Here is a 24,412-nt window from a genome sequence, read left to right as displayed (position 1 = left end):
TATCAATTGATTCTCGCTGCCTGGACACCACTGTTTGTTATCCTGGTGGGACGCGGTGGTCTTCTCACTCTGTAACTCGGAGCTGAGTGTTTTCCCCATTCCCCCATTCGATATAGCGAAATACAGTTTATTTGTTCACGATTCGTCGACCAACGAGTAGATATTTCGCTCGTAGACCTCTCGGACGCGGTCGCCCCAGTTGTGCGTATACGTGTCGATCACGTCCGTCGCGACGTCTCCGCGGAGATATTTGACGATTCCACGATCACCAGTGCGGTCCCTGAGGTGTGTCGTGAAGAAGTGTCGGAAGTAGTGGGGGGTGACGTTTTCCCCCGCGCCTGCTCCCGATTTGTACCAGCCTTGCTCCCTGGTGTGGCTGGTAACGAGGTGATGCACGTCGCTTCCGGTGAGCCGCTGACCCCAATTTCGCGCAGTGCTCACGAAGAGCGGTTCAGCAGTTGACCGGGGATCTGGACGGATGGCCAGCCAATCGATCAGTACCTGGCGAAGCTCGCCGTCAATTGGGATGACGGTGTCCCGTTTTCGCTTGTTTGATGATCCTCGTTGCTCGCCGTTCGTCTCGTTTCCCCGCTGGGGGTTCTGGGAGACGAAAAGCGAATCCGGGCGGCCGTCTAACTGTGGACGAACCGGACCTGTTGGAACTGGGGCATCGGAGATGTGGATATCCCTGAGGTCGAGGTTACAGGCTTCTCCGGCCCGAATACCGGATTTGAGGAGTAACACGATGAGGGCTCGATCGAGTGGATGTTTGACCGACTGGACGAACGTTTCCATCTCCGGGATAGAGATGTCTCGACGATTCGGATCGGTGGTGATCTGCTCGTCGAGTTCCTCCATCACAAGCGTCATCGGGTTCTCGTCGAAGACCCCGACCTCGTTCATGTAGGCATAAAATCGGTGGAGATACGAAGCGTAGCTCGCGACGGTACTCTCGGCTGTGCCCCCACGAAGCTCGCTGAGCCAGGCGAGGCAGTCTCTGTGGGAGATAGAGCCGAGGTCGGACCCATCATCGAGACTGGCCTCGAACCGTCGTAACACCCGCTCATAGGCGTCACGCGTCCGTTGTGAGCGGCCGTGGTACGCCATATCCTCGAGGAAGTACGCGATTGGATCCTCGACAGTGCTCATGGTTCGTCCTGAAGGGTGTAGGTTCCGTCCCGTGGCCGATGGCCGATCTGTCCGTCCTCCTGGAGCTCGATGAGGGCTGTTTCGAGCTGAGACTCTAGATCGTCGGTGACTGTTTCGAGAAGTTGCTCCCATGAGAGTTGGCCGTTCGAGCCGAGGGCTTGGAGGACCGTTTCCCGGACGTTACCCCTGGGGTTAGCGTCCGAAGATTGGGTCGAATCGGGCTCGGTATCGCCGAACCCGCGACGGCCCGCCTGAACCATGGTTCGGACGAATTCGGATTGAGTCATCCCTAGCTCCTCGGCGTGGTCGGCCCACTCTGATTTTTGGTAGGTCGGAACGTAGGTGGTGACGGCCGATCGGTCGGTGCCTTGCTCGGAGTCGGACATGGTCGGACATTTGCCTACCAACCCCTTATAGTTTGCAGATATCAAAATAAAGTATCTTATTTGGAGCGGGGGCATTAGAAATGGGGCCTGTTGTTATGGTATATTTGTATTACTAAAGTCTATTTGCCGGTTGCACTCTAAGTTTCTAAATATAAATGTAGATGGAATCGAACTCGAGGTTGCATCAAAAGAGATTGTTAACGAGTTGCATCTCGTTTCTTGTCGGTCCATGTCTGTGGAGTCGAGCTGATCTTGTCCAGGAAACTATCTAATTTGGGCTTTCGTTACTGTGTCCGACTCGGGCTCCTCGGCAGGTAAATTTGGGTCCGCAAACGAAACTGGGTTTGAAGACTGAGTTCACAGTTGGTCAGACGTCGCTGAACTGGCTTGTTGGCCAGGGTCGAATTCTCACCTCATCGTATCCGCGTGTTCAAGATGACCCGTAGACGGGGTCCATGCGGCTCCTTTCGACCGTTTCTCGGTAGGTCTGATGCCTGAGACTTCAAGGTTGGATGTGTATGGTGTGGTCCTCCTGTGAATCGTTACGGACTTCTTCGAATCCCTGCCCGATCCGGTAGGATTTGCCTCGCTGAACTGTCGCCCGACCGGGCATTTGGAAAACCTAGTGCCGGAAACGGCTGAACTCGATTCTGCCGGTTCTGTTCGAATCGGGCTTCTCCGGTGGCTACTTTCTGATTGGGTGCTGGGTTTCGGGTACCAGCGTGATCGAGAACCGTGAAATAAACCTCATACTGCTATATCATTGCCGGGGCCCGAATCTGCTCCTGAACAGGGATCGGTGATCTCGTCACCGGGGGCTTTGCGGGAATAGTGGCAGGACGTTCGAAATTATATAGTTTCAGAAAACCTGGTCGGTCCAATTCACATGAGTGAGTATTTGGCACTTCTAATGTAGCCGGTTATAGCGGTTGTACGCCGGGTTTCCGCCAGTCTTGGCCCCATCTATATAGAAAACACGTGACTTATAGTCGCTGGGAGGAACCTTCTCGTATGGAACGTCGCAAGGTGCAGCTGACGGGTGGGTCCACATACACGGTGTCGATCCCAAAGGGTTGGGCCCGGGACCACGACATCACGGCCGGCGAGGAAGTGGCCTTCCATCCGGACAACGGCTCGCTTTTGATGACACCGGTCTCCTCCGACGAGCCGACCCGGGGCGTGTTGGATATCAAGGATCGGGAGGGAGACGCGTTGATGCGTGGGGTCATGACGATGTACGTGAGCGGCTTCGACGAGATCGAGTTGACCGCGGATCGGATCTCTCCGGCTCAGCGCCGAGTCATTCGAGAAGCGACCCAGCGACTCGTTGGTCTGGAGGTCCTCGAGGAGACAGCAGACACGGTCGTGATCCAGGATCTCCTCGATTCGGCCGAACTATCCGTTCACAGCGCCGTCAGACGGATGCACCTCATCGCTCGATCGATGCTCGAAGACGCGGTGACGGCGCTGCAGGAACACGACCTGGATCTGGCCGCAGATGTCGTCTCCCGGGATGACGACGTGGACCGGCTCTGGTATGTCGTCTCGCGAATCTTCCGGAGCACCCTCCGATCCCCCGAGATGGCCCGGGAGATCGGCCTCTCACGGGAGAACTGCTTTGATTACCACTCCAGTGCCCGCCAGCTCGAACGGATTGCGGACCACGCTGCCAAGATTAGCCAGGTCACTCGCGAACTCGATCGAAGCGTGCCCGCCGAGGTCACCGACTCACTGGGCGAGTTATGCGAGGAAGCGACCACCATCATCGAAACGGCCTTCGAGGCGCTGTTTGCAGATGATGCTGCTACGGCAACCGAACTCGCAAACGAGGCCCGCGCGAAGGTCGAGGCGATCGACGATCGGGCTCGCGGGATCGACGATCAGTTGCGGGAACTCGATCCGGCACGTGCCCGCCATCTGGGGCTGATCGTCGACTCGCTGTCCCGGAGCGCGGACTACGGTGGGAATATCGCGGAGACGGCCCTCCAGAAGGCCGCTCCGGCCCCCGACCTGTAGTGAATCCGTTCCTTTATCCCTGCAGGCCGCCAAATCGCCGCCGATGCGCGACGGATTTCCCGACTACGTCGACGTAGATTACACCGACGGCGAGGGGGAGAGCCCGGCCACCTACCCCGATATCGAGGCGAAGATCCAGAAGGGGATCGAGGTCGTCAAACAGGGCCTCTCTGAGTACGAGAACCCGGCAGTCATGTGGACCGGCGGGAAAGATTCCACCCTGACTCTCTATCTGGTCCGGGAAGTCGCCCGGGAGCTGGGGTATGACATGCCACCGGCGGTGTTCATCGACCACTTCCAGCACTTCGATGACCTCCTCGACTTCGTGGACCACTGGGCGGCGGTCTGGGATCTCGACGTCATCTACGCCCGGAACGAGAATATCGGTGACATTGTCGCGGAGCGTGACCTGGAGCCGGGCGACGAAATCTCCGTTTCCGAACTCTCCGAACACAATCAGCATCACGTCCGGGAGATCCTGGAGTACGAGGACGACACCTTCCCGTTCCTGCTCGACACGTACGTCGGCAACCACCTTCTCAAGACCGTGGCGCTCAACGACGCGCTCGAAGCGCACGACATCGACGGTGTTATTTCCGGCGTTCGCTGGGACGAGCAGGAGGCCCGTGCCGAGGAGACCTTCTTCAGTCCGCGCCACGATCCGGACATCTACCCGCCGCACGATCGCATCCAACCGATCCTGCAGTTCGACGAGGCTGACGTCTGGGAGGCCTTCTGGAACTTCGTCGTCCCGGAGACCGTCTCCGCCTTCCCCGAGGACGGCTACGTTCCCCAGGCCTTTGATGACCTGCCCGAAGGGGTGACTCGGGAGGATATTCCCGTCTCGCCGAAGTACTTCGAGGGCTTCCGCTCGCTCGGTAGCCAGGTGAGCACCGAGAAGTCCGATCAGGAACCGGCCTGGCTTCAGGACCTCGAAGGAACAACCGAGCGTGCCGGACGGGCCCAGGACAAGGAGGACCTCATGGAACGCCTCCGCGATCTGGGCTACATGTAACGGTCGACGAAAAACACTTACCGAGAGTACTTACCAGGGAGCGAAGTCCGGATCGACCTGGCGGTCGGTTCGGTCGATCCCGTCGATTTTCTCGATGTCTGCCGCGTCGAGTTCGAGTGTGCGACTCGCCCAGTTGTCAGCGATGTGGTCCTCCGAGGTGGCCTTGGGAATTGCGGTGACGCCCTTCTCGCGTAACCAGGCCAGGCTGACCTGGGCCTCGCTCACCTCGTGTTTGTCCGCCACGTCTGTGATCTCCGGGACGTCGAAGACCCGTCCCCTGGCGAGCGGCGAGTAGGCGACGATCTCGGTGTCCATCTCCGCGACGGCGTCGCGGAGTTCGACCTGGGGGAGCAGTGGGTGCATCTCGACCTGGTTGGCGAAGGGATCCTCGCCCAGAACCGAACTCGCAGTCTTCAGATGCTCGGGCTCGAAGTTGCTCACACCAATGCGTTCGGTGAGTCCGGCCTCGACCAGCTCCTGGAATGCCGGGAGGGTTTCGTCCGGATCGTAGGTGTCCGCCGGCCAGTGGACATAGAGCAGGTCGACGTAATCGACCCCGAGCTTTTCGAGACTCTCCTTGGTGGTCGCGCGAACGGCCTCGGGATCGAGGCTGTCGATCCAGACCTTCGTCGCCAGGAAGATCGACTCGCGATCGACTTCGGCCGCTGCGATGCCGCGCCCGACCTCCGCCTCGTTTCCGTAGATCTGGGCGGTATCGACGTGTCGATAGCCCATTTCCAGGGCCGTCTTGACGGCGTTGGTACACTCTTCAGGGTCGGTGTTCTCCCAGGTACCGATGCCGAGTTGGGGCATTCCGTTCACCGTCGCTGGTGCTGTCATCGGTAACCAAAACGGCGGCGACGGGGAAAGAAATTGTGGCCGGCGAACCGAACTCAGTACTTCGAATCAGCGCCCGTTATGTCATAGACCCGATCGTAGATCTCGTCGCGTCGAGACTGCCAGCGATCGAAGTCCGCGGGCGAATCGGGATAGTCCTCGTAGACCGCTTTGAGGGATTTGGCCTGCTGATGCACCTGATAGAGGCTGTAGAGCGTTCGCCAGTGGCCGAAGGTGCGACCGAGCGTTTCCAGTTTGAGTCCGAGAGACATGCCGGCCGCGCCGGTGCCCAGCGCGTCGATGAGCGCCTGGCCGGGGAGTGCCGTAACGATGCTTGTCAGTTCCTCGACGGAGTACGTCCCGGCCCAGATGTTGTAGAGGTCGATCGCGGCAAACCGCTTGCCGAAGTCCGTCATCACTCGCTGGTTGTACTCCCAGAGGGCCGATTCGCTCACGTCGCCGTCTTCGATCGCCTCGATGGCTGCCTCGGCGGCCCAGTGACCGGCCTTGGCCGCACCGGGAATGCCACCACCAGTTGCAGGATTGACGTGGGCCGCAGCGTCACCGACTGCCGCGTAGCCCGGCGCGACCGCGGAGTCGTAGGGGCGCCGGGTGGGCAGGGCGGCCCCCAGCTTGTCGATGACTTCCGCGTTCTCGAACTCGGAGCGGTTCGAAAGGTCCTGTTTGAGCACGTCGACCAGTTGCATCGGCGGCTTGTTCATCTGGAAGCCCAGGCCGGCGTTGATCGTGGTCTCCGTCCGGGGGAAATACCAGAGATAGCCAAGCTCCTCGGTCGGCATGAAGACGATCGAGTCCTCGTACTCGACCGGCTCCTCGACCTCGATGATCTCCCGGTAGGCCGAACAGAACTGTCGGTAGTGAACGTTGGTGTCGAAGGTCGTCTCGGAAAAGTCCGCCTGATCCTGAAGGATCGACATCGCGCCTGCGGCGTCGATAACAACGCTGGCGTCGTACTCCGTCGTCGTGCCGTTTTTCGTCGCCGTGACTCCGATGACCTGATCGCCGTCCTGTCGCACGTCCTGGACGACAGTGTCATACCGCATGTCGACGCCCAGTCGGTCGGCCTCCTCGAGGAGGACCTCACCATAGCGTCGCCGGTCGACGACCGCACCGGGCTCGTCGAATGGAATTTCCAGGACTTCGTCGGTCTGTGGGTTCTCGAACCGGGCATACTGGATGTTCTCGTTCGTGAAGGCCTCCTCCTTGAGATAGTCTCGATCGATGACATCAGGGAAAGTAGATTTGCCCTTGATGGCGTCACCGCAAGCGATATGTCCGGCTTCCGACTCCGGCTTGCGCTCCAGGAGAACGACGTCGAGGCCCGCATCCGCGACCGTCGCCGCGGCGAAGGTACCGGCCGTTCCCCCACCGACGACGACAACGTCGAAGGACTCAGTGGGCATGGTTGTCTATCAATCCACGGCCGCCTCCTAAAAAACTCGCGGGACCGACCCGGGTGAAACCGGCACCAGTCACCGCTATCTACTGGTCAACGTCGTACTTGTAGGTCGCCGTTTCGGGGTCGACGCCGAAATCTTCGGGCTGCTCTTCGACCGCTTCGTCCTCGCCCCCGTCTTCGTACCGGCGTTTGAGTCGTCGGGGGACCGAAAATTCGTCGATGTTGATGTGTGTCGCTGCGGCGTCTGGATGGCGTGTGCGCATTGATTCGAGCCGTTCCTCGAGTATCGATGGGAGCGGGTGATCGACTGCTTCGAAGCCGAACTGGGAGAGGTACTCGGGGGCCGGGGTGAGTGCATACACCGAATCGAAGCCCTGATCTCGGGCCATCTCGATCAGTCGTTCGACGATGTGGGCACCGATACCCTGGCCCCGCCAGTCGGGCCGGACGCCGATGCAGGTGAGTTCACACGTCTCCCCGTCTTCGGTTCGATGGACGCGAAGCCGCCCGAATCCGGTCTTTTCGCCAGTTCGTTCGTCGATGGCGATGACATAATCACGGGAGCGAAAGGCCGGGTCCTCGAAGTCGAACTCAGCAAGCTGATCGAGGAGCCAGACCTCCTCGTGGTTTTTCGCGTCCCGGATGTGCATAGTTTACACATGGCCTGCACGGGCAAAATGGTTTGTGGGCCGCTCACAGGGAGTTGCGAAGTCGCTCCAGAAAGCCCTCTCCGACTTCGACTGACTCCCCGCCGGCCTCCGCGAACTGCTTGAGCGCCGCTTTTTGCTCCTCGGTCAGGTCCTCGGGCGTGACGACCTGGAGGTGAACGTACAGGTCGCCGTGACCGCGGCCCCGGAGGTGTGGCATTCCCTCGTCCCGGAGCCGCAGGGTTTCGCCACTCTGGGTGCCCTTTGGCACGTCGACCTCGACGCGACCACCCAGGGTTTCGATCTGGATGGTATCGCCGAAGACCGCCTGGGGGAACGAGATCGGCTGTTCCATGTGGAGGTCGTCCCCGTCCCGCTCGAAATCGGGGTGGTCCTCGACGCCGACCTCGATCAGTAGATCACCGTTTGGCGCGCCTCGGTCACCGGGAGCGCCTTCGCCGTTCATCCGAAGGGTTTGGCCGCTCTTGATGCCGGCCGGGACATCCACCGAGAGCGACGCGCGGTTGCGGACGGTGCCGTCCCCGCCACATTCAGAACAGACCTCCTCCGGGATCTCGCCCTGTCCGTCACAGCGCGGACACGTGCGAGCCTGCTGGACCCGGCCGAGCGCGGTCTGCTGTACCTGTCTGACCTGCCCACGCCCGTTGCACTCCGGACAGGTTCGCAGTTCGGCGTCGGGGGGATGCCCACGACCGTCACAGGCTTCACAGGTCTCCGGACGGTTGATAGTCACTTGCTTTGTGACGCCCTCGTAGGCTTCTTCGAGGCTGATCGTCACCGAGGTACGGAGATCCTTCCCCTTGGATGGGCGGTTTCGGCGTGACTGGCCACGGCCACCGCCGAAGAACTGATCGAAGATGTCACCCATGCCGCCCATGCCGCCGAACGGATCCCCGCCGGCTCGCTGGCGACCGCCGCGGCCACCGCTGTCGGTGGCGCCCTGTTTGTCGGCCTGCATGAACTGGTCGTGGCCGAGCTGGTCGTACATGCGACGCTTCTCCTCGTCGGTGAGGACCTCCTTTGCCTTCTGGAGCTTCTTGAACTTCTCCTCGGCGTTCTCGTCGTCGCTGACGTCGGGATGGTTCTTCGCCGCCTTCTGCCGATAGGCGCGTTTGATCTCGTCCTCGCTCGCGTCGCGGGAGACCCCGAGCAACGAGTAGAAGTCCTCACTCATCTCCTCGCTGTCGGTAGCGGAGTCACGTACTTGGTTTTGTTGCATCGGGACACGACTAAGTTAGAAGCGGTGGATCAGGTGGTTACTCGTCGTCGCTCTCGTCGACGTCCTCGAAGTCGGCGTCGACGTACTCCTCGTCGGTGCCATCAGCAGCGCCCGCGGCACCCGGGCCAGCTCCGGCTGCACCGGGTCCGGCACCGGCTGCGCCTGCACCGGGACCGGCTCCGGCCGCGCCGGCCTGTTGCTGCTGGTAGGCCTGCTTGCCGATCTCCTGGAGGGCCTCGGTCAGGGCCTCGGTGGCCTCCTGGAGCTCCTCCGTCGTTGCGTCCTCGTCTTCGAGGACCTCCTCGACGGTCTCGATCTCGACGCGAATGTCCTCTTCGAGGTCCCCATCGACCATCTCCTCGTTCTCTTCGAGGAGGGTTTCGGCCCGCTGGACGGCCCCTTCGGCCTCGTTGCGAGCTTCGATCCGCTCGCGGCGCTTGCGGTCTTCCTCGGCGTGTGCCTCGGCCTCGGATTTCATCTCGTCGATCTCCTCATCGGAGAGGCCGACACCGCCCTCGATGGTGATCTCCTCTTTGCTGCCCGAGCCCTGGTCCTCCGCGGAGACGTTGACGATGCCGTCAGAGTCGATCGAGAACGTGACCTCGATCTGTGGGGTGCCTGCGGGGGCGGGCGGGATGCCCGAGAGCATGAACTCCCCGAGCAGTTCGTTCTCCTCGGCGATTTCACGCTCGCCCTGGAAAACCCGGATCTGGACCGAAGTCTGGTTGGCGGCGGCAGTCGTGAAGATTTTGGACTCCTCGGTCGGGATCGTCGTGTTCTTCTCGATGAGTCGCTCGAAGAGCCCGCCCTTGACCTCGACGCCCAGCGAGAGTGGGGTCACGTCGAGCAGGACGATATCCTCGACTTCGCCGGCGAGTACGCCCCCCTGAATTGCCGCGCCCAGCGCGACGGCCTCGTCGGGATTGACGTTCTTCTTGGGTTCCTTACCGGTCAGTTCCTCGACTTTCTCCTGGACCTGGGGCATGCGGGTGGACCCGCCGACGAGGATGACCTCGTCGACGTCGTTCTTCGAGAGGCCTGCGTCTTCGAGGGCCTGTTCGGTCGGGTCGACGGTCCGCTCGAGGAGGTCCTGGGTGAGCGATTCGAACTTCGCCCGCGTGAGGTCTTTCTCCAGGTGAACCGGGCCGTCGTCCGTCGCCGTGATGAACGGCAGGTTGATCGTGGTCTCCTTGCGGGAGGTCAGTTCGATCTTGGCCTCCTCGGCGGCGTCTTTGAGCCGCTGGAGGGCCTGCCGGTCCTCGCGCAGGTCGATGCCGTGTTCCTTCTCGAAGTCGTTGGCGAGCCAGTCGATGATCGTCTCGTCCCAGTCGTCCCCGCCGAGGGAGTTGTCCCCGTTGGTCGCGACGACCTCGTAGATGCCGCCACCGAGTTCCAGAATCGAGACGTCGAAGGTGCCACCACCGAGGTCGAAGACGAGGACCGTCTGCTCGGACTCGTCGTCGAGGCCGTAGGCCATACTTGCAGCCGTGGGCTCGTTGACGATCCGCTCGACTTCGAGGCCGGCGATCTCGCCGGCGTCCTTGGTCGCCTGGCGCTGCTTGTCGTTGAAGTACGCCGGAACAGTGATGACGGCCTTGTTCACTTCCTGGTCGAGGTACTCTTCGGCGTCGCGTTTGATCTTCTGGAGGATCATCGCGGAGACCTGCTCGGGCGTGTACTCCTCGCCCTCCAGCTCCACGCTGTAGTCCTCGCCCATGTGGCGCTTGATCGACTGAACGGTGTTCTCCGGGTTCTGGACGGCCTGGTTCTTGGCCGCCTTGCCGACGATCTTCTCGCCGTCGTCGAAGGCGACGACCGAGGGGGTCGTCCGGTCGCCCTCCCCGTTGACGATGATCTCCGGATCGCCACCTTCCATGATTGCAAACGCGCTGTTCGTGGTCCCGAGGTCGATACCGAGAATCTTCTCACTAGCCATCTTGGATGGGTGTATACTTCCGTTCACCTTTAAGCCTTGCTAGTGCGATTCGACCGGCTGGAAACGGGACCCGACGCCTTCTTGCGGTTTTTGGGATCCGGTGGGAGGCACGGTCACAGGTTATAAACGGACCGCAATCTCACCACTGTAGCGACACCCCTGCGAGATCATCGCGAATTGACTGCAAAACCAGGCCCCGAAACTACTCCGACGATTCCCCGTCCTCGGCGGCGTCCCCTTCGCTACCCGCTGAAACGGTGATCTGGGCCGGTCGGAGGATCTTCCCCGCCATCTCGTAGCCGGGTCGGTAGACCGAGGCCACGGTGTCCGTCGGCGCGTCACTCTCGACTCGCATCATGACCTCGTGCCGCTGGGCGTCGACGTCCGCGCCGACCTCCGGTTCGATGCGTTCGACGTTCTCTTCGGTCAGTACCCGATCGAACTGCTTTCGGGTCAGATCGACCCCGTCACGGAGCGACTCGGTGTCGCCGGACTCCTCGTCGAGTGCGCGCCCGAGGTTGTCTCGAACTTCTAGCAGCCGTTCGACCAGATCCTCGGTCGCCCGCTCTTTGATCTCCTCCTGGCGACGCTTGGCCCGCTCCTTGTAGTTCTTGAAATCCGCTCTGGTGTGTTCGAGTCGTTCCTCGGCGGTTTCGAGTTCCGACTCGACTGTTTCCAATTCGTCTTCCAGCGTCGCTACCCGGTCGACCAGATCGCCGACCGATTCGGCCAGCTTTTCGTCGTGTGCGGCGACTGCCGCGACGAGATCCTCGCCCGCAAGAGATTCAGTTTCGGTCGAATTCTCCCCGTCCTCGACGGTGGGCTCCTCCGGGGATTCCTCGGTCTCGCTCATGGGAGAGTGAAGCCGCTGGGAGCGTTTAAATATGTAGATACGTCGCTACTGGGATTCCGGCGGTTCCACGCTCGAATCGAAGTTGAACGAGCCGACCTCGTCGTAGGCAATCTCGAAGACGATGGTGAGCTTGATCGTCTGGTGGGCGTCGAGTTCGACTTCACGCACCCGAACGAACGAATCTCCCTCCAGTTCGCCACGGATGTAGACTGTTCCCAACTGGGCCTCGTTTCCGGGGTTCGAGACGGTGACCCACACCGTCAGCGCGCCGTCCTCGCCGGCACCGAATTTTTGATCGACGACCCGAAGCATGAAATCTGATTCGTCGTCGCCGAGACAGCCGGCTGTTACCCCCAGTGTGGCTACCCCAATCCCTCGCAGGAAGGTCCGTCGCTCCATCGGTGGCGCTTCGAGCGAGCCCCGGATATAGGTTTCTTCACGTCAGAACGTGCGTCGTCGTCCCTTCGGGATCATCGACTGGAGCGTGCCGTAGGTGTAGCGGCCGACGCCGATGGGTTCGCTTTCGCCGGCGATCTGGTGGGTCACGATCAGATAGCCCCAGTCACCGTCCCACTCACGCTCCAGGTCCTCGCCGGCGAGAAACCGCTTTGCCGCGTCGCGGTCGAGTTCGAGCACGTTCTTGGTGGCGTGTGAGCCGAATCGGAGCGTGGCGTCCGTGGTCGGCTTCCAGAACTCCTGGCGTGTCCGAAGGATCGGCAGTCCCAGCGCCTCGATCTGAACCGGGCCCTGGAGCTCGTGGTTGAGCACCCAGATCCGGCCCGCCCCCTTCTCCCAGAACGAGTACCCGTCGAAGGTCGACTCGGGGACGCCGAACCGATCTGTCCAGTAGTCACAGACTTCCTCACGGGTTGGTCGTCCCTCGACGACCCGCGTGTCGTCCGTTTCGGGCAACCGTTCGAAGGTGTCACTCCGGTTGTCCCGGCTCATGCATTCACCTCCAGTTTGGCGACGTAGAACCCGCCGGTGTCCGTCTGGTGGGGGTAATACCGTTTTGTCTTCGTGACGGCAGGGTCGTACTCGGTTCCCTCCCAGGCGCTCACGCCGGGTTCTGCCGGTAGTGGACTCTCGAAATCGATGACCGTCGCGTCGGTCGAGTCCAGAACGGCATCCACGACCGCCTCGTTCTCCTCGGGGGCGAACGTGCAGGTCGAGTAGACGACCGTGCCGCCCGGCCTGGTGGCCTGCACAGCCCGTTCGAGGATGTCCCGTTGGATGTTCGCGAGCCCCCGACTGGCTCCCGGACCGGCCTCGTCCAGCGCGTCCGGGTTCTTCCTGACGGTGCCCTCACAGGTACAGGGGGCGTCGACCAGGGCCCGATCTACCGACTCGATGCCGAGTGGTTTGAACGAGTAGTTCCGGGCGTCCTGGTTGGTCACGGCCATCGACGTGACCCCCAACCGGTCGGCGTTGGCCCTGAGTGCCGAGAGTCGGCCCAGGTTGTCGTCGTTTCCGATCACGAGTCCCCGATCGTCCATCAGCGCCGCGAGTTGGGTGGCCTTCCCACCGGGAGCGGCCGCCGCCGCCCAGACAGTCTCTCCCGGCTGGGGGTCGAGAATACGGGGCGGCAGCGTCGAAACCTCCTCCTGGCCGTGAATCCAGCCGTGGACGTACGGCCAGGTGTTCCCGGGTTTGTCCGTGTCGACCTCGAGGAGCGTCTCGTCGTGGGCCCGCCGTGTCGTCTCGATTCCCTCATCCTGCAGAGCTTTAATAACCCGTTCGGGTGTCGCCCTGATGGTGTTCACCCGCACCGTCGTCGGGAGTGGCTCGTGCAGGGCGTCGAGAAAGGCGTCGAAGTCCGGTATGAGTGGCTCGTAGCGCTGCAGGGGTTCCATTCGACCGGGTTTCGGCATGGCCGGGTTAAGACGTTTCGAACCCCCTCGGCTCGGCCGAAGATTGATCCACGTGGCGAGCGAACAATCGGTATGGGTACTGTTGTACTTGACCAGGAGTTGGACCTCGACCGGCCGACGCTCATCGAGGGGCTCCCCGGGGTGGGACTGGTTGGGAAGATCGCGACCGACCACCTGATCGAGGAACTGGACATGGACGAGGTGGGCTATGTCGACTGTGATGGCCTGCCGAAAATCGCCATATACGGGGACGGGAAACACGCGGTGACCTCGCCAGTCCGGCTCTACGCCGACGAGAAACGTGACCTCCTCGCGCTGCAGAGTGACATCCCGGTCTCCCGGCAGGCCGCGCCCGGGTTCGCCGAGATCCTCGTCGACTGGGTGGTCGAGGTGGACGCGTTGCCGCTCTTTCTCAGTGGACTACCCCAGGAGGAGACCGATCCGACGGTCCAGCCGTCCCTGTTCGGCGTGGCGTCTGGCGAGGCCGAGACCCACCTCACGGCCAACGACATCGACCCGCCGGACGAACGGGGCGCCATCGGTGGCCCGACTGGGGCCCTGATGAACCGAACCAGTCACACGGACGTGGACGCCTGTGGATTGATCGTCGAGAGCGACCCGCAGTTCCCCGATCCGGCCGCTGCCCAGACGCTCATCACACGTGGGATCGAACCGATCGCGGACGTGTCAGTCCCGACCGAGGATCTCGTCGAACGGGCCGAAGACATCCGGGAACAGAAAGAGACCCTGGCAAAACGGATGCAACAGGCCGGCGAGGAGGAGAGCACCCAGGCGCAGCCGCTTCGGATGTACCAGTAGCGGAGATCCGTACACTTAACAGGCGACTGATCGCGGGAGTACACATGGTCGAGTTCTCAGGCCGGGTCGAGTCGGTGTCGATCAGCGGCATCCGGGAAGTCTTCGAGGCAGCGGGTGGCGACGCGATCAATCTTGGGCTCGGACAGCCGGACTTTCCAACCCCCGAGCACGCACGCGAGGCTGCGACGACCGCGATCGAGTCGGGGGCGGCCGACGCCTACACCTCGAACTACGGAACCGAGTCGCTACGGGACGCGATCCGCGAGAAACACGCCCGTGACAACGACCTCGAACTCGGTCGCGAGCAGATCATCGCGACTGCAGGGGGCAGCGAAGCGCTCCATCTGGCACTCGAAGCCCACGTCGACGCGGGCGAGTCGGTGCTCCATCCGGACCCGGGATTTGTCTCCTACTCCGCTCTCACGAAACTCGCGGGCGGGAACCCGGTTCCAGTGCCGCTGCGCGATGATCTCACGCTCTCACCGGCGGCCGTCGAAGCGCGGATTACCCCGGATACCGCCGCCGTGATAATCAACAGCCCGGCCAATCCGACCGGGGCCGTGAGTCCGCCCGAGGACATGCGGGAGTTCGCTCGCATCGCGGACGAACACGACGTCCTGGTCATCTCCGATGAGGTCTACGAACAGGTGCTCTTCGAGGGCGAACACCGCTCGCCGATGGAGTTCGCCGAGTCGGACAACGTGATCCTGATCAACGCCGCCTCGAAGACCTACTCCATGACTGGCTGGCGACTCGGCTGGGTCGTGGCGAGCGAGCGCCGGATCGAGCGCATGCTCCGGGTCCACCAGTACATTCAGGCCTGTGCGAGCGCACCGGCCCAGTACGCCGCCGAAGCCGCCCTCACTGGGCCCCAGGAGCCAGTCGAGGAGATGGTCGCGGCGTTCCGGGAGCGAAGAGACGTGTTACTCGACGGGCTGGAATCGATGGGACTCCCCGTCCCCGAACCGCGTGGGGCCTTCTACGTCATGCCAAAGGTACCGGATGGCTGGGTGGACGAGGTTCTCGACCGCGGGGTGGTCGTGGTTCCCGGCGAGGCCTTCGGCGAACAGGGAGCTGGCTATGCACGGATCTCCTATGCGACCGATCTGGAGACGATCGAGGAGGCCCTGGAGATCATGGCGGCGGCAACAGACGCAGTCGCCTGATCAGCGAACTGCCGGTTCGCTCAGGGCGAGTACCGTGAGCAATCCACCGACGGAGAGCGCGACGGCCGCCCCGAACACCGCGATGTAGGTTCCAGTGCCTTCGATGACGGCACCGACGATCGGCGGGCCGACGAACGTTCCCAGCCAACCGACGGCACTGACCACCGAGACCGCCGTTCCGCCGACTTTTCGGGGCACGTAGCGCTGGACCAGCGTGTAGAGCAGCCCGAACTGGAGTTGGACGATGAACCCGGCGACGACCAGGCCAGCGACCATGAGCGTGAGGGTCGAACTCACGCCCATCAATGCGGCGACGATACCCGCCCCGAACAGGGAAATTCCGATGACTGGACGGGAGCGACCGCCGAAAACCCGTTCCGAGAGATAGCCACCGCCCGGTCTGGCCAGAATGCCGATCGCGGGAAAGAGGGCGGTGTAAAACCCACTCCGGGCCAGACTGATCTCGAAACTACTCGCGAGGTAGGTCGGCATCCAGCTGTTGAAGATCATATAGATCATGTAGGAGAGCATCGAGAGGAGCCCGACACCCCAAACGCCCCGGTTCGTGACGGCTCGCCGGAGGTCAGATCGCGTCGGCGAATCGGTTCCGGCGGCTGTGGTGTCGACCCCGCGGTCGATCAACCAGAACGCGAGTCCGAAGAGAAATCCAACGACGGCATAGACACCGAACGTGGCCGTCCAGTCGAGTACACTGGCGATCAGCGGTCCGGTGAACTGCCCGAAGGCGTAGCCGGCTGGATAGCCCGTGACGAACAGGCCGACCGCCGTCGCTTCCCGGTGGGCGGGAAAAGCCTGGGTGATCATCGCCGTCTGGGCGATCCAGATCGTGACCAGGCCGAATCCACCTAGCACACGAGTTCCGAGCAGTGCATGGTACTCGCCGCGGGCCGCAAGTACAGTGTTGACCAGTCCGACGGCCAACAAGAGGACAACCGAGAGGAGGACACTGTGACCCCGATCGAACCGGTCCAGGAGCATGCCGACGGGGAGGCCGGCGAGAAGTGCCGCGATCTGGGGGGCCGTGATGACCCAGGACGCGGCTGTCTCTTGGATTTCGAACGCGTCCATCACCAGGGGCAGCACGCTGGAGGGAGTAATCGCCCACGCGCCGATAAACAGCCAGAGCAGCCAGCCGGTAACCAGCAGACCGATCGGGCCGAGGAGATTGTGACGGACGGTGACACCGGACGATCCCATTCTGGCTGGCGATTTTTGGCCCGGTACGATAAAACCCGGGCCAAGCTGTCGAGTCCTCGTCAGTTCGCCGTACTGACGATCTTGATTACGTCGCCCTCTTCGAGGACGTACTCGTCCCCGATTTCGCGATTCGACCGCGCGTCGACGGCATGCAGATATCCCTCGCCGATGTCCGAGTGGACCGCGTAAGCGAGGTCCTTCGGCGTCGATCCCGTGGGCAAGAGGAAGGCATCCGGCAGCACGTTCCCTTTGGCGTCGGTCCAGTGGGTCTGGTCCTGGACCGGAAAGACGGTCCGATGGTCGAGCAAGTCGTAGACGGCCGTGTTCAGGGCCGCCTGGACCCCGGTTCCGTCCCATTCGGCCATCGTCTCGGTAAGTGCATCCAGGGTCGATTGGGTTCCCTCGGGAAGTTCGGACTGGACCTCGAAGTCCTCGTCGCCCGGGTCGTAGTCGATGACACCCTGTTCGACGCCGCGACGGAGGGCCACCTCACCCTCGGCTGTCGCGGGAACGACGGGTCGATCGAGGTTCAGGAGTGCCTCGACGTTCTCCGTCGGGGCCACGTCGATCTTGTTCGCGACGACGACAATGGGCTTGGTGCGGGCCCGGATCTCCCGGGCCAGATTTTCACGCTGTTCGTCTTCCCACTTGACCGGGTCCTCGGGGTACTCCAGTTCGCGGAGGCTCGCAGCCACGTCGGCAGTCGTCGCACCAAAGCCCGTGAGCATCTCGGTCAGCGCCTCGTCGATGTCAAAACCCGGCGATCGCGATTGGCGCTGGATCGACTCCCAGTTTCGATCGACGATCGAGGCCAGCCAGAGATCCATCTCGCGCTCGATGAAATCCACGTCTTCGAGCGGGTCGTGGCTTCCCACTTCGACCGGCTCACCCTCCGCGTTCGTCCCCCCGGAGGCGTCGACGACGTTCAGAATGGCGTCGGCGTCGGTCAATTCGTCGAGGAACTGATTGCCCAGCCCCCGTCCCTCGTGGGCACCCGGGACCAGCCCAGCCACGTCCAGCAGTTCGACCGGCACGTAGCGCTTGCCGTCGTGACAGGTGTCGTTGTCACACCGGTCGTCCAGATCGAGACAGGGACAGCGGGTCCGGACGTGTGAGATCCCCCGATTCGCGTCGATCGTGGTAAAGGGATAGTTCGCCACGTCGACCTCGGCCATGGTGGCGGCCGTGTAGAAGGTGGACTTGCCGGCGTTGGGCTTCCCGGCAAGGGCCAGCGAGAGCATAGGGGCCCTACTGTCACCAGCAGAAACTACCTTTCGGTCCGTCGGTGTTATTCGGGCTCGCGTTCGGTCTTGCCGTCCAGTTGCATGGCCCCGCGGGCCCGGATGGTGCCGTCCACGTCAGCCTCCCGATGGAGGTGCACGTCGGTCCCCGAGACGTCGCCGAGTACTGTGGCCGATGGCTCGATCGTGATGTCACCGTTTCGGGTCGTTACATCCCCGTGGACGGTGGTTCCCTCCCCGACGACGATGTCGCCACGAGCCCGGAGACTGCCGAAGACATCGTTGTCCATTCCGACCGTGATGTCCTCGGCGCGAATGTTCCCGTGAATTCGGCAGTCATCGCCCACCGTCGCCGGGGTCGACACGCGCCAGACGTCGTCGCTCACCGTCGCGTTGTGGGGAATTCGCACCGGATCGGCCTCGGGGTCGGCACTCAGTTCTTCGAGGAGCGACTGGGCCTCCTCGGTGTCGCCGATCCGGAGGAGGTGTGTAAGATAGACCATGAAGAAGACGACCGTCGGCATGGGGTTGCGGATCACGATCCAGCCGTTGGCCTCGAAGCCCTCCTCGATATCGACGTCGTCGCCGATGTCCAGGTCCCCGCCGACAACGAGGCGGCCGGTCACCGAGACCCGTTCGCCCAGGTAGGCGTCCTCGCCGACCAGCACGTTGCCGTCCACGTCACACCACATGTCCAGCCGGCAGTCCCCCTCCATCTCGATGTCGCCGTCGAAGCTGACCCGCTCGCCGGCCACCAGACTCTGGCCGCGCAGCCCGAATTCGACCGTGCTGCCCCCGCCGACGAGGACGTCCCCGTCGGTGACCAGGTCGTGTTCCTGCACCTCGGTGCCGTCGGGAATCGTGAGCCGGTCGATCGGATCGGTCGCGAACACACCTGTTCGGTTGATTGCCACGGGCTTAAAGGCCCCGAGGGACCCCGACCCGGACTGTTTAAGGCCACCTCCGGCCAAGCCGGGGGCATGACCGTTTTATCCTTCGACAAAGACGGCGTGGACGTCGTCTATCAGGCCACCGAGTTCCGCATGGAGCGGGCCCTCATCGAGGAGGCGACCGGGACGGACTTCAGGGACGTGACCGACCACGAGGTCCTCAAACTCGTGGAGCCGGACCCGGATCTCACTGGTGAACCGCGGCGAATCGGTGACATCCTCCAGGCGAAAAACAGCACAAATTAAGACCGCGGGCTGACAACGGCCGGTATGGAACTCTCAGTCGACCAGTTCAAACACGAGTCGTGGGTTTCGATGATCGGGATGGGTGCCGGCTACGTCGCGATACTCGCACTGATCCTCGTCGTCCTCTTCCTCATTCCGTACGCCGTAATGGTGTTGCTCTAACGCGCCGTCCGATCAGGCGAAAGTCTTCGAGACCTCGTCGTCCTCGCTGTCGGCCTCTAACTTCTCCCGGGCTTCTTGGAAGTCCCGGAGCGTGATCGTCTCCCGATCGTCGCGGATCGCGAACATCCCGGCCTCCGTGCAGATCGCCCGGATGTCAGCGCCGGACATGCCCTCGGTATCCCGGGCGAGTGCCTCGAAGTCGATGTCATCGGTGACGGACATGTTCCGGGTGTGGATCCGGAAGATCTTCTCCCGGCCCTCCTCGTCGGGCAGGGGCACCTCGATCAGGCGGTCGAACCGGCCGGGGCGCAGGATGGCCCGGTCGAGCATGTCAAAGCGGTTCGTCGCGGCGATGATCCGGACGTCCCCGCGGTCCTCGAAGCCGTCCATCTCCGAGAGCAGTTGCATCATCGTCCGCTGGACCTCGGCGTCCCCGGAGGTCTTCGAGTCCGTCCGCTTGGAGGCGATCGCGTCGATCTCGTCGATGAAGACCACGGCTGGTTCGTGCTCGCGGGCGACCTGGAAGAGGTCCCGGACGAGTTTCGCCCCTTCACCGATGAACTTGTGGACCAGTTCCGACCCGGCCATCTTGATGAAGGTCGCGTCGGTCTGGTTTGCCACCGCCTTGGCCATCAGGGTCTTCCCCGTGCCGGGCGGGCCGTGGAGCAACACGCCACTCGGGGGCTCGATCCCGACCGTATCGAACAGATCCGGGTTCTTGAGCGGCAGTTCGACGGTCTCTCGGACCTCGTTGAGTTCCTCGGTGAGGCCGCCGATGTCTTCATAGCCCACGTCCGGGCTCTTCTCGACCTGCATCACCTTGGCCCGCACGTCGGCCTCGTCGTCCAGGCGCTTCACGATCGAGAGGGAGTTGTTCACCGCGACCCGAGCGCCCGCCTCCAGTTCGGAGCGCATCTCGTCGGTGACCTCGGTGAGTGCTTCCTGGTTGTTGCCGTGCTGCTTGATGACGACGCCGTCATCTGTCAGTTCCTGAACTGTCGCGACAAAAAGCGGCGACTGCTTGAGCTTCTTGTTCTCGTGGGAGAGCCGTTCGAGTTTCTGCTGGTACTTGTTGTTCTCGGCGTTCGCGTCCAGGAGTTTGTCACGCATCTCCTCGTTCTGCGCTTCGAGGACTTCGAGTCGCTCCTGGAGAACGTCGAGTTTCTCCTGCTGGGAGGCCTCCTCGTCGTAGGGGAGATCGACGTCGTCCACGGTTTCAGTCATTACAGATCGATATGGTACTCCCTCATAAGAGGGTTCGGGTCAGGGCACCGTCTGCACCGCTCGCGCCAGGGTTCGGGTGCGCCCATCGAAACTAAACGTGATGGGTCACAAGGGGACACCAATTCGATGACTCGGGTCATACACACGGGAGACACCCACCTCGGATACCGCCAGTACCACCTCCCGGAACGACGGGCGGACTTCCTCGCAGCCTTTCGGCAGGTGATCGAGGACGCGGTCGATGCCGGGGTCGACGCCGTCGTCCACGCAGGGGACCTCTTCAACGACCGCCGGCCGGGCCTGATCGACCTCCGGGAGACGATCTCGGTTCTGGAGACCCTTCGAGCCGCGGAGATTCCGTTTCTCGCCGTCGTCGGTAACCACGAGGACGCCCGGGACGGCCAGTGGATCGACCTCTTCGAGCAACTCGGTCTTGCGACCCACCTCGACGCCGACGGGACTGTGATCGGTGACACCGCCTTCTACGGCCTTGACTACGTTCCACGGGCCAGACGGGACGCTCTCGATTACGAGTTCGAGCCCCGGTCGGTGCCACACGCCGCACTTGTCTCTCACGGCCGGTTCAAACCGTTTCCCCACGGTGACTGGGACCTCGAAACGGTCCTCACCGAAGCGACACTGGAGTTCGACGCTGCGCTTCTGGGAGACGATCACGTCCCGGACCGGAAACGCGTCGCGGGGGCGTGGGCGGCCTACTGTGGCTCGACCGAACGGGCCAGCGCCTCGGAACGTGACCCCCGGGGGTACAACATCGTCACGTTCGACGACGGGGTCTCGATCACTCGGCGGGACCTGGACACCCGGGAATTCGTCTTCATCGACGTCGAACTCGCGCCATCGGAGCGTGCCGCGATCGTAAAAGAGCGGATCCGAGAAGCAAAGGTCGAAGACGCCGTGGTCATCGTTACCATCGAAGGCGAGGGCGAGACGATCCCGCCAGCCGAGATCGAGGCCGTGGGCGAGGAAGCCGGGGCGCTCGTCACTCGCGTGAACGACCGTCGGGAACTGGACTCGGAGGCCGAAGCCGCTGTCTCCTTCGCCGATCCCGACGAGGCCGTCACAGAGCGAGTGCGTGAGATGGGGCTCTCCGACGTGGCCCGGTCCATTGAGGGATTCGTTCGCGATGACAGCCTGGCACAGAGCAACCTCCGGGATCGTGTCTCCGAAACCGTCACTGATCGACTGGACGACCCTGGAGCGTTCGAACCGGCCGAGGCCGAGTCGCCAGATTCGGCGGACCGTGATGGCAGCCCCGCGGTCGATAGCGACGACTCGAAATCGGCGGCGAGACAGGCCACCAAAAACGCCACCATGGAGGAGTTCCTGTGAAATTCGAACGACTCTCTCTGACGAATTTCAAGTGTTTTGCGGACGTCGACTTCGAACTCGGTTCCGGCGTGACCGTCGTTCACGGCGTCAATGGGAGCGGGAAGTCCTCGCTTCTGGAAGCGTGTTTCTTCGCACTCTACGGTGCCACCGCCATCGATCGGACTCTCGACGAAATCGTGACCCTCGGCGCGGAGGAGGCGGCAGTCGACCTCTGGTTTTCCCACGAGGGCGAGTCCTACCACCTCCACCGGCGAATCCGGGCCACGGGCGAGCGTGCCGTGACGGCAGACTGTACGCTGGAGGGACCAAATTCGACGCTGGACGGGGTCGGCGACGTGGAGGATCGCGTTCGATCGATGCTGCGAATGGACGCCGCGGCGTTCGTGAACTCCGCGTTCGTTAGACAGGGCGAGATCAACAAGCTCATCGAGGCCAGTCCGGGCGATCGCAAACGGATGATCGACCGGCTCCTCCAGCTGGGCCGACTGGAGACCTATCGCGAGCGTGCGGCCGAGGCTCGACTGGGCGTCGAAAATCTCAAAGAACGCCGCTCGGGGCGACTCGACTCCCTCGAGGAACAGATCGCGGAGAAAGACGAGTCGGCACTCTACGAGCGGGCCAACACACTGGAGACGGCGATCGGGGACCTCGACTCCGAGATCGAGCAACTCGAATCGGGGCGGGAGTCGGCCCGCGAGACACTCTCGGAAGCGGAATCGACCCTCGAAACCTACGAACAGCGCCGGGAGGAACTTGCGACCGTCACGGAGCGCATCGAAACGTTACAGAAACGGATCGCCGAGGCCGAGCGCCGACGGCAGGAGTTGGCTGAGACAGTATCGGACCGACGGGCGGAGATCGAGAGCCACACCGACACCATCGAGGCGACGGCCGCGGAGCTAGATCTCGACTCGACCGACCCGAACGCGATCGAAGCGGCAATCGAGGCGGCTCGCGAGGAAAAGGAGGGGCTCACCGAGGAGATCATGGACCTCCGCGAGGCCGTACAGGGGGCCGAACACGAGGCCGAGACTGCAACCGAGCGGGCGGAAACACTCCAGTCCCAGGCAACCGATCACCGGAAGCGCGCATCGGAGCTCGAAACGAAGCAGTCACAGCTCGAAGCCGAGATCGAGTCCGGGCGCGAGGCAATCAAGGACGCCGCCGCGGAGATCGAATCCCATCTCTCGGCGTTTGCTGACGCTTCGATCGAGTACGGCGAGGGGGAAAGCGCTATCGAGGACCGTCGGAAGGCCCTGGAGACGACCCGGGAGACGGAGACGGAGCGTCGCGAGGAACTCGCGACTGTCCAGTCTCGAATCGAGGAGGCCGAATCGTTGCTCGAAGCGGGGAAGTGCCCGGAATGTGGGCAACCCGTCGACGGGGCGCCCAAAGTCGAGTCCCTTGAGGCCGACCGCGAGGAACAGGAACAGCTCGAAGCGGCCCTCGAATCGGTGCGCGAACGCCGCACGGAACTCGAAGGTGAGCTGGAAGCGGCCGAAGCCCTCAGGGAGCACGAACGCGAAATCGAGGGGCTAATTTCGACGGTCGAATCCCACGGTGAGCGGCTCGCCGAGAAACGACAGTCACTCGTCGAAACCCGGACTCGGCGGAACGAACTGCAGTCGGAAGCCACCGAGCTCGAAGAAGAGGCAGAAAACGCAGACAAGACGGCCGAAAGGGCCCAGAAACGGGCGGCGGAGACTCGCGAGGAGATCGGCGAGCACAACCAGAAGCGGGGCGAGTACGTGGATCGCATCGAAGCCCTGGAGTCGCTGCTGGAGACGGTCGAAGCAGTCGAGTCGCTCCGGGAAGAGATTGACCGGGCCCAGGAGACCCGCGAGTCGATCGACGACCGAAACGACGAGCGGCGGGAAACCCTCTCAGAACTACGGGAGCGCAAACGGAGCCTCGACGAGCAGATCGACGACGAACGAGTCGAACAGGCCAGGGAGGACCAAAAAAAGGCCACCGAGTACCTCGAACAGGTCGAGAGCGAACTCGCCGAAAAACGCGAGCAACGGGACGAGCGCCGGAGTGAACTCGGCGCGGTCCAGAACGAACTGGAAGAGCTACAGGGGCTCGAAGAGCAGCGGGCAGCCGTCGCGGAGACCGTCGAATCCCTTGACTCGCTGCACGGGGAACTGTCCGAGCTGGAATCGATGTACGGGCGGCTCCGGACCGACCTCCGCCAGCGAAACGTCTCCCGGCTCGAAACCCTGTTGAACGAGAGCTTCGATCTGGTCTATCGCAACGACTCGTATGCCCGGATCGAACTGGACGGTGACTACGAGCTGACGGTCTACCAGAAGGACGGTTCGCCGCTCTCGCCCGATCAGCTCTCCGGTGGGGAGCGGGCGCTTTTCAACCTCAGCCTCCGGGCGGCGATCTACCGCCTGCTCGTCGAGGGCATCGACGGGGCCGCCCCGATGCCGCCGCTGATTCTGGACGAACCGACGGTGTTTCTCGATTCCGGCCACGTCTCCCAGCTCGTGGCACTCGTGGAGTCGATGCGGGAGCTGGGCGTCGAGCAGATCATCGTCGTCAGCCACGACGAGGAACTCATCGGGGCCGCTGATGAGCTCGTCCGGGTCGAGAAAGATCCGACGACCAACCGGTCGACAGTCGAGACTGACGGACTCGTCCTCCCCGAAGCCGACGATTGA

The 24,412-nt window shown here is 62.7% G+C and carries 23 protein-coding genes; 8 read left to right on the top strand and 15 right to left on the bottom strand.

From position 1 onward, the window contains the following. Positions 1-135: 135 nt before the first annotated feature. Positions 136-1,149 (bottom strand): tyrosine-type recombinase/integrase, encoded by a 1,014-nt coding sequence (locus tag RH831_RS08730; RefSeq protein ID WP_310553812.1) that lies wholly within the window; start codon positions 1,147-1,149, stop codon positions 136-138. Beyond that, positions 1,146-1,535 carry a DUF5805 domain-containing protein gene (locus RH831_RS08725; RefSeq protein ID WP_310553811.1) on the bottom strand — a complete coding sequence of 130 codons (390 nt, stop codon included), beginning with the start codon at positions 1,533-1,535 and terminating at the stop codon, positions 1,146-1,148. The genes RH831_RS08730 and RH831_RS08725 overlap by 4 nt, the downstream gene beginning before the upstream one ends. A 1,011-nt stretch (positions 1,536-2,546) precedes the next feature. On the opposite strand from RH831_RS08725, the gene RH831_RS08720 reads away from it, so the two are divergent. Together RH831_RS08720 and RH831_RS08715 are read left to right on the top strand one after the other, a co-directional pair. Continuing rightward, positions 2,547-3,551 (top strand): PhoU domain-containing protein, encoded by a 1,005-nt coding sequence (locus tag RH831_RS08720; protein ID WP_310553810.1) that lies wholly within the window; start codon positions 2,547-2,549, stop codon positions 3,549-3,551. A 43-nt stretch (positions 3,552-3,594) separates the two neighbouring features. Beyond that, positions 3,595-4,566 (top strand): phosphoadenosine phosphosulfate reductase family protein, encoded by a 972-nt coding sequence (locus RH831_RS08715; RefSeq protein WP_310553809.1) that lies wholly within the window; start codon positions 3,595-3,597, stop codon positions 4,564-4,566. 30 nt (positions 4,567-4,596) lie between these two features. On the opposite strand, the gene RH831_RS08710 is transcribed toward RH831_RS08715, so the two are convergent. The 9 genes from RH831_RS08710 to RH831_RS08670 form a co-directional block, all read right to left on the bottom strand. Further along, complete coding sequence (locus RH831_RS08710) at positions 4,597-5,379, bottom strand: aldo/keto reductase (RefSeq protein ID WP_396275462.1); 783 nt, start codon at positions 5,377-5,379, stop codon at positions 4,597-4,599. Between the two features lie 80 nt (positions 5,380-5,459). Continuing rightward, a complete protein-coding gene (locus RH831_RS08705; protein ID WP_310553807.1) occupies positions 5,460-6,827 on the bottom strand; it encodes a geranylgeranyl reductase family protein in 1,368 nt (455 codons plus the stop codon). A gap of 79 nt (positions 6,828-6,906) precedes the next feature. Then, positions 6,907-7,473 (bottom strand): GNAT family N-acetyltransferase, encoded by a 567-nt coding sequence (locus tag RH831_RS08700; RefSeq protein WP_310553806.1) that lies wholly within the window; start codon positions 7,471-7,473, stop codon positions 6,907-6,909. 43 nt (positions 7,474-7,516) lie between these two features. Beyond that, positions 7,517-8,665, bottom strand: coding sequence for a molecular chaperone DnaJ (dnaJ, locus tag RH831_RS08695; protein ID WP_310553805.1), 1,149 nt, complete (start codon positions 8,663-8,665; stop codon positions 7,517-7,519). 82 nt (positions 8,666-8,747) lie between these two features. Further along, positions 8,748-10,646: a molecular chaperone DnaK gene (gene dnaK, locus RH831_RS08690; RefSeq protein ID WP_310553804.1), complete on the bottom strand. Its 1,899-nt coding sequence runs from the start codon at positions 10,644-10,646 to the stop codon at positions 8,748-8,750. A gap of 202 nt (positions 10,647-10,848) precedes the next feature. Beyond that, positions 10,849-11,499 carry a nucleotide exchange factor GrpE gene (locus tag RH831_RS08685; RefSeq protein ID WP_310553803.1) on the bottom strand — a complete coding sequence of 217 codons (651 nt, stop codon included), beginning with the start codon at positions 11,497-11,499 and terminating at the stop codon, positions 10,849-10,851. 45 nt (positions 11,500-11,544) lie between these two features. Continuing rightward, positions 11,545-11,898 carry a hypothetical protein gene (locus RH831_RS08680; RefSeq protein ID WP_310553802.1) on the bottom strand — a complete coding sequence of 118 codons (354 nt, stop codon included), beginning with the start codon at positions 11,896-11,898 and terminating at the stop codon, positions 11,545-11,547. 42 nt (positions 11,899-11,940) lie between these two features. After that, entirely contained in the window at positions 11,941-12,447 is a 507-nt protein-coding gene (locus tag RH831_RS08675) for a methyltransferase RsmF C-terminal domain-like protein (RefSeq protein ID WP_310553801.1), read from the bottom strand. Continuing rightward, positions 12,444-13,352, bottom strand: a complete 909-nt coding sequence (locus tag RH831_RS08670) for an RsmB/NOP family class I SAM-dependent RNA methyltransferase (RefSeq protein WP_310553800.1) — start codon at positions 13,350-13,352, stop codon at positions 12,444-12,446. The genes RH831_RS08675 and RH831_RS08670 overlap by 4 nt, the downstream gene beginning before the upstream one ends. Positions 13,353-13,442: 90 nt before the next feature. Between RH831_RS08670 and RH831_RS08665 the strand changes: the two genes are divergently transcribed. Together RH831_RS08665 and RH831_RS08660 are read left to right on the top strand one after the other, a co-directional pair. Continuing rightward, a complete protein-coding gene (locus RH831_RS08665) occupies positions 13,443-14,189 on the top strand; it encodes a proteasome assembly chaperone family protein (RefSeq protein WP_310553799.1) in 747 nt (248 codons plus the stop codon). Positions 14,190-14,233: 44 nt separating this feature from the next. Next, a complete protein-coding gene (locus RH831_RS08660) occupies positions 14,234-15,355 on the top strand; it encodes an aminotransferase class I/II-fold pyridoxal phosphate-dependent enzyme (RefSeq protein WP_310553798.1) in 1,122 nt (373 codons plus the stop codon). On the opposite strand, the gene RH831_RS08655 is transcribed toward RH831_RS08660, so the two are convergent. Genes RH831_RS08655 through RH831_RS08645 form a run of 3 tightly spaced genes read right to left on the bottom strand, consistent with a single transcriptional unit; the run spans position 15,356 to position 18,707 of the window. Then, the gene (locus tag RH831_RS08655) at positions 15,356-16,573 is read right to left on the bottom strand and encodes an MFS transporter (RefSeq protein WP_310553797.1); all 1,218 of its coding nucleotides are present in this window, start codon (positions 16,571-16,573) and stop codon (positions 15,356-15,358) included. Positions 16,574-16,632: 59 nt separating this feature from the next. Further along, entirely contained in the window at positions 16,633-17,814 is a 1,182-nt protein-coding gene (locus RH831_RS08650) for a redox-regulated ATPase YchF (protein ID WP_310553796.1), read from the bottom strand. Positions 17,815-17,861: 47 nt separating this feature from the next. Further along, positions 17,862-18,707, bottom strand: a complete 846-nt coding sequence (locus RH831_RS08645) for a polymer-forming cytoskeletal protein (protein WP_310553795.1) — start codon at positions 18,705-18,707, stop codon at positions 17,862-17,864. 87 nt (positions 18,708-18,794) lie between these two features. Here RH831_RS08645 and RH831_RS08640 point away from each other — a divergent pair, with 87 nt between their 5' ends. Together RH831_RS08640 and RH831_RS08635 are read left to right on the top strand one after the other, a co-directional pair. Then, positions 18,795-19,010 (top strand): DUF5800 family protein, encoded by a 216-nt coding sequence (locus tag RH831_RS08640; RefSeq protein WP_310553794.1) that lies wholly within the window; start codon positions 18,795-18,797, stop codon positions 19,008-19,010. Between the two features lie 24 nt (positions 19,011-19,034). Continuing rightward, positions 19,035-19,172: a hypothetical protein gene (locus RH831_RS08635; protein ID WP_310553793.1), complete on the top strand. Its 138-nt coding sequence runs from the start codon at positions 19,035-19,037 to the stop codon at positions 19,170-19,172. Between the two features lie 12 nt (positions 19,173-19,184). On the opposite strand, the gene RH831_RS08630 is transcribed toward RH831_RS08635, so the two are convergent. Then, on the bottom strand, positions 19,185-20,396 hold the full coding sequence (locus RH831_RS08630; RefSeq protein ID WP_070364878.1) for a proteasome-activating nucleotidase Pan1: 1,212 nt from the start codon (positions 20,394-20,396) through the stop codon (positions 19,185-19,187). A gap of 126 nt (positions 20,397-20,522) precedes the next feature. Here RH831_RS08630 and mre11 point away from each other — a divergent pair, with 126 nt between their 5' ends. After that, positions 20,523-21,746: a DNA double-strand break repair protein Mre11 gene (mre11, locus tag RH831_RS08625; protein ID WP_310553792.1), complete on the top strand. Its 1,224-nt coding sequence runs from the start codon at positions 20,523-20,525 to the stop codon at positions 21,744-21,746. Further along, positions 21,743-24,412, top strand: a complete 2,670-nt coding sequence (gene rad50, locus RH831_RS08620) for a DNA double-strand break repair ATPase Rad50 (RefSeq protein WP_310553791.1) — start codon at positions 21,743-21,745, stop codon at positions 24,410-24,412. Before mre11 ends, rad50 begins: the two co-directional genes overlap by 4 nt.

Source organism: Halodesulfurarchaeum sp. HSR-GB, from assembly GCF_031432215.1.
Classification (GTDB): Archaea; Halobacteriota; Halobacteria; order Halobacteriales; family Halobacteriaceae; genus Halodesulfurarchaeum.
Note: the sequence above shows the minus strand (reverse complement) of the source record. Positions and strands in the feature narration are given on the sequence as shown.

Excerpts from the sequence above, each read along its gene's own strand:
- RH831_RS08635 (WP_310553793.1), top strand. The coding sequence starts at position 19,035 with ATGGAACTCTCAGTCGACCAGTTCAAACACGAGTCGTGGGTTTCGATG.
- RH831_RS08685 (WP_310553803.1), bottom strand. The coding sequence starts at position 11,499 with ATGAGCGAGACCGAGGAATCCCCGGAGGAGCCCACCGTCGAGGACGGG.
- RH831_RS08630 (WP_070364878.1), bottom strand. The coding sequence starts at position 20,396 with ATGACTGAAACCGTGGACGACGTCGATCTCCCCTACGACGAGGAGGCC.
- RH831_RS08640 (WP_310553794.1), top strand. The coding sequence starts at position 18,795 with ATGACCGTTTTATCCTTCGACAAAGACGGCGTGGACGTCGTCTATCAG.
- dnaK (WP_310553804.1), bottom strand. The coding sequence starts at position 10,646 with ATGGCTAGTGAGAAGATTCTCGGTATCGACCTCGGGACCACGAACAGC.
- RH831_RS08725 (WP_310553811.1), bottom strand. The coding sequence starts at position 1,535 with ATGTCCGACTCCGAGCAAGGCACCGACCGATCGGCCGTCACCACCTAC.
- RH831_RS08665 (WP_310553799.1), top strand. The coding sequence starts at position 13,443 with ATGGGTACTGTTGTACTTGACCAGGAGTTGGACCTCGACCGGCCGACG.
- RH831_RS08655 (WP_310553797.1), bottom strand. The coding sequence starts at position 16,573 with ATGGGATCGTCCGGTGTCACCGTCCGTCACAATCTCCTCGGCCCGATC.
- RH831_RS08675 (WP_310553801.1), bottom strand. The coding sequence starts at position 12,447 with ATGAGCCGGGACAACCGGAGTGACACCTTCGAACGGTTGCCCGAAACG.
- RH831_RS08715 (WP_310553809.1), top strand. The coding sequence starts at position 3,595 with ATGCGCGACGGATTTCCCGACTACGTCGACGTAGATTACACCGACGGC.
- RH831_RS08710 (WP_396275462.1), bottom strand. The coding sequence starts at position 5,379 with ATGCCCCAACTCGGCATCGGTACCTGGGAGAACACCGACCCTGAAGAG.
- RH831_RS08660 (WP_310553798.1), top strand. The coding sequence starts at position 14,234 with ATGGTCGAGTTCTCAGGCCGGGTCGAGTCGGTGTCGATCAGCGGCATC.
- RH831_RS08700 (WP_310553806.1), bottom strand. The coding sequence starts at position 7,473 with ATGCACATCCGGGACGCGAAAAACCACGAGGAGGTCTGGCTCCTCGAT.
- RH831_RS08705 (WP_310553807.1), bottom strand. The coding sequence starts at position 6,827 with ATGCCCACTGAGTCCTTCGACGTTGTCGTCGTCGGTGGGGGAACGGCC.
- RH831_RS08670 (WP_310553800.1), bottom strand. The coding sequence starts at position 13,352 with ATGGAACCCCTGCAGCGCTACGAGCCACTCATACCGGACTTCGACGCC.
- RH831_RS08680 (WP_310553802.1), bottom strand. The coding sequence starts at position 11,898 with ATGGAGCGACGGACCTTCCTGCGAGGGATTGGGGTAGCCACACTGGGG.
- RH831_RS08730 (WP_310553812.1), bottom strand. The coding sequence starts at position 1,149 with ATGAGCACTGTCGAGGATCCAATCGCGTACTTCCTCGAGGATATGGCG.
- mre11 (WP_310553792.1), top strand. The coding sequence starts at position 20,523 with ATGACTCGGGTCATACACACGGGAGACACCCACCTCGGATACCGCCAG.
- RH831_RS08650 (WP_310553796.1), bottom strand. The coding sequence starts at position 17,814 with ATGCTCTCGCTGGCCCTTGCCGGGAAGCCCAACGCCGGCAAGTCCACC.
- RH831_RS08720 (WP_310553810.1), top strand. The coding sequence starts at position 2,547 with ATGGAACGTCGCAAGGTGCAGCTGACGGGTGGGTCCACATACACGGTG.
- dnaJ (WP_310553805.1), bottom strand. The coding sequence starts at position 8,665 with ATGAGTGAGGACTTCTACTCGTTGCTCGGGGTCTCCCGCGACGCGAGC.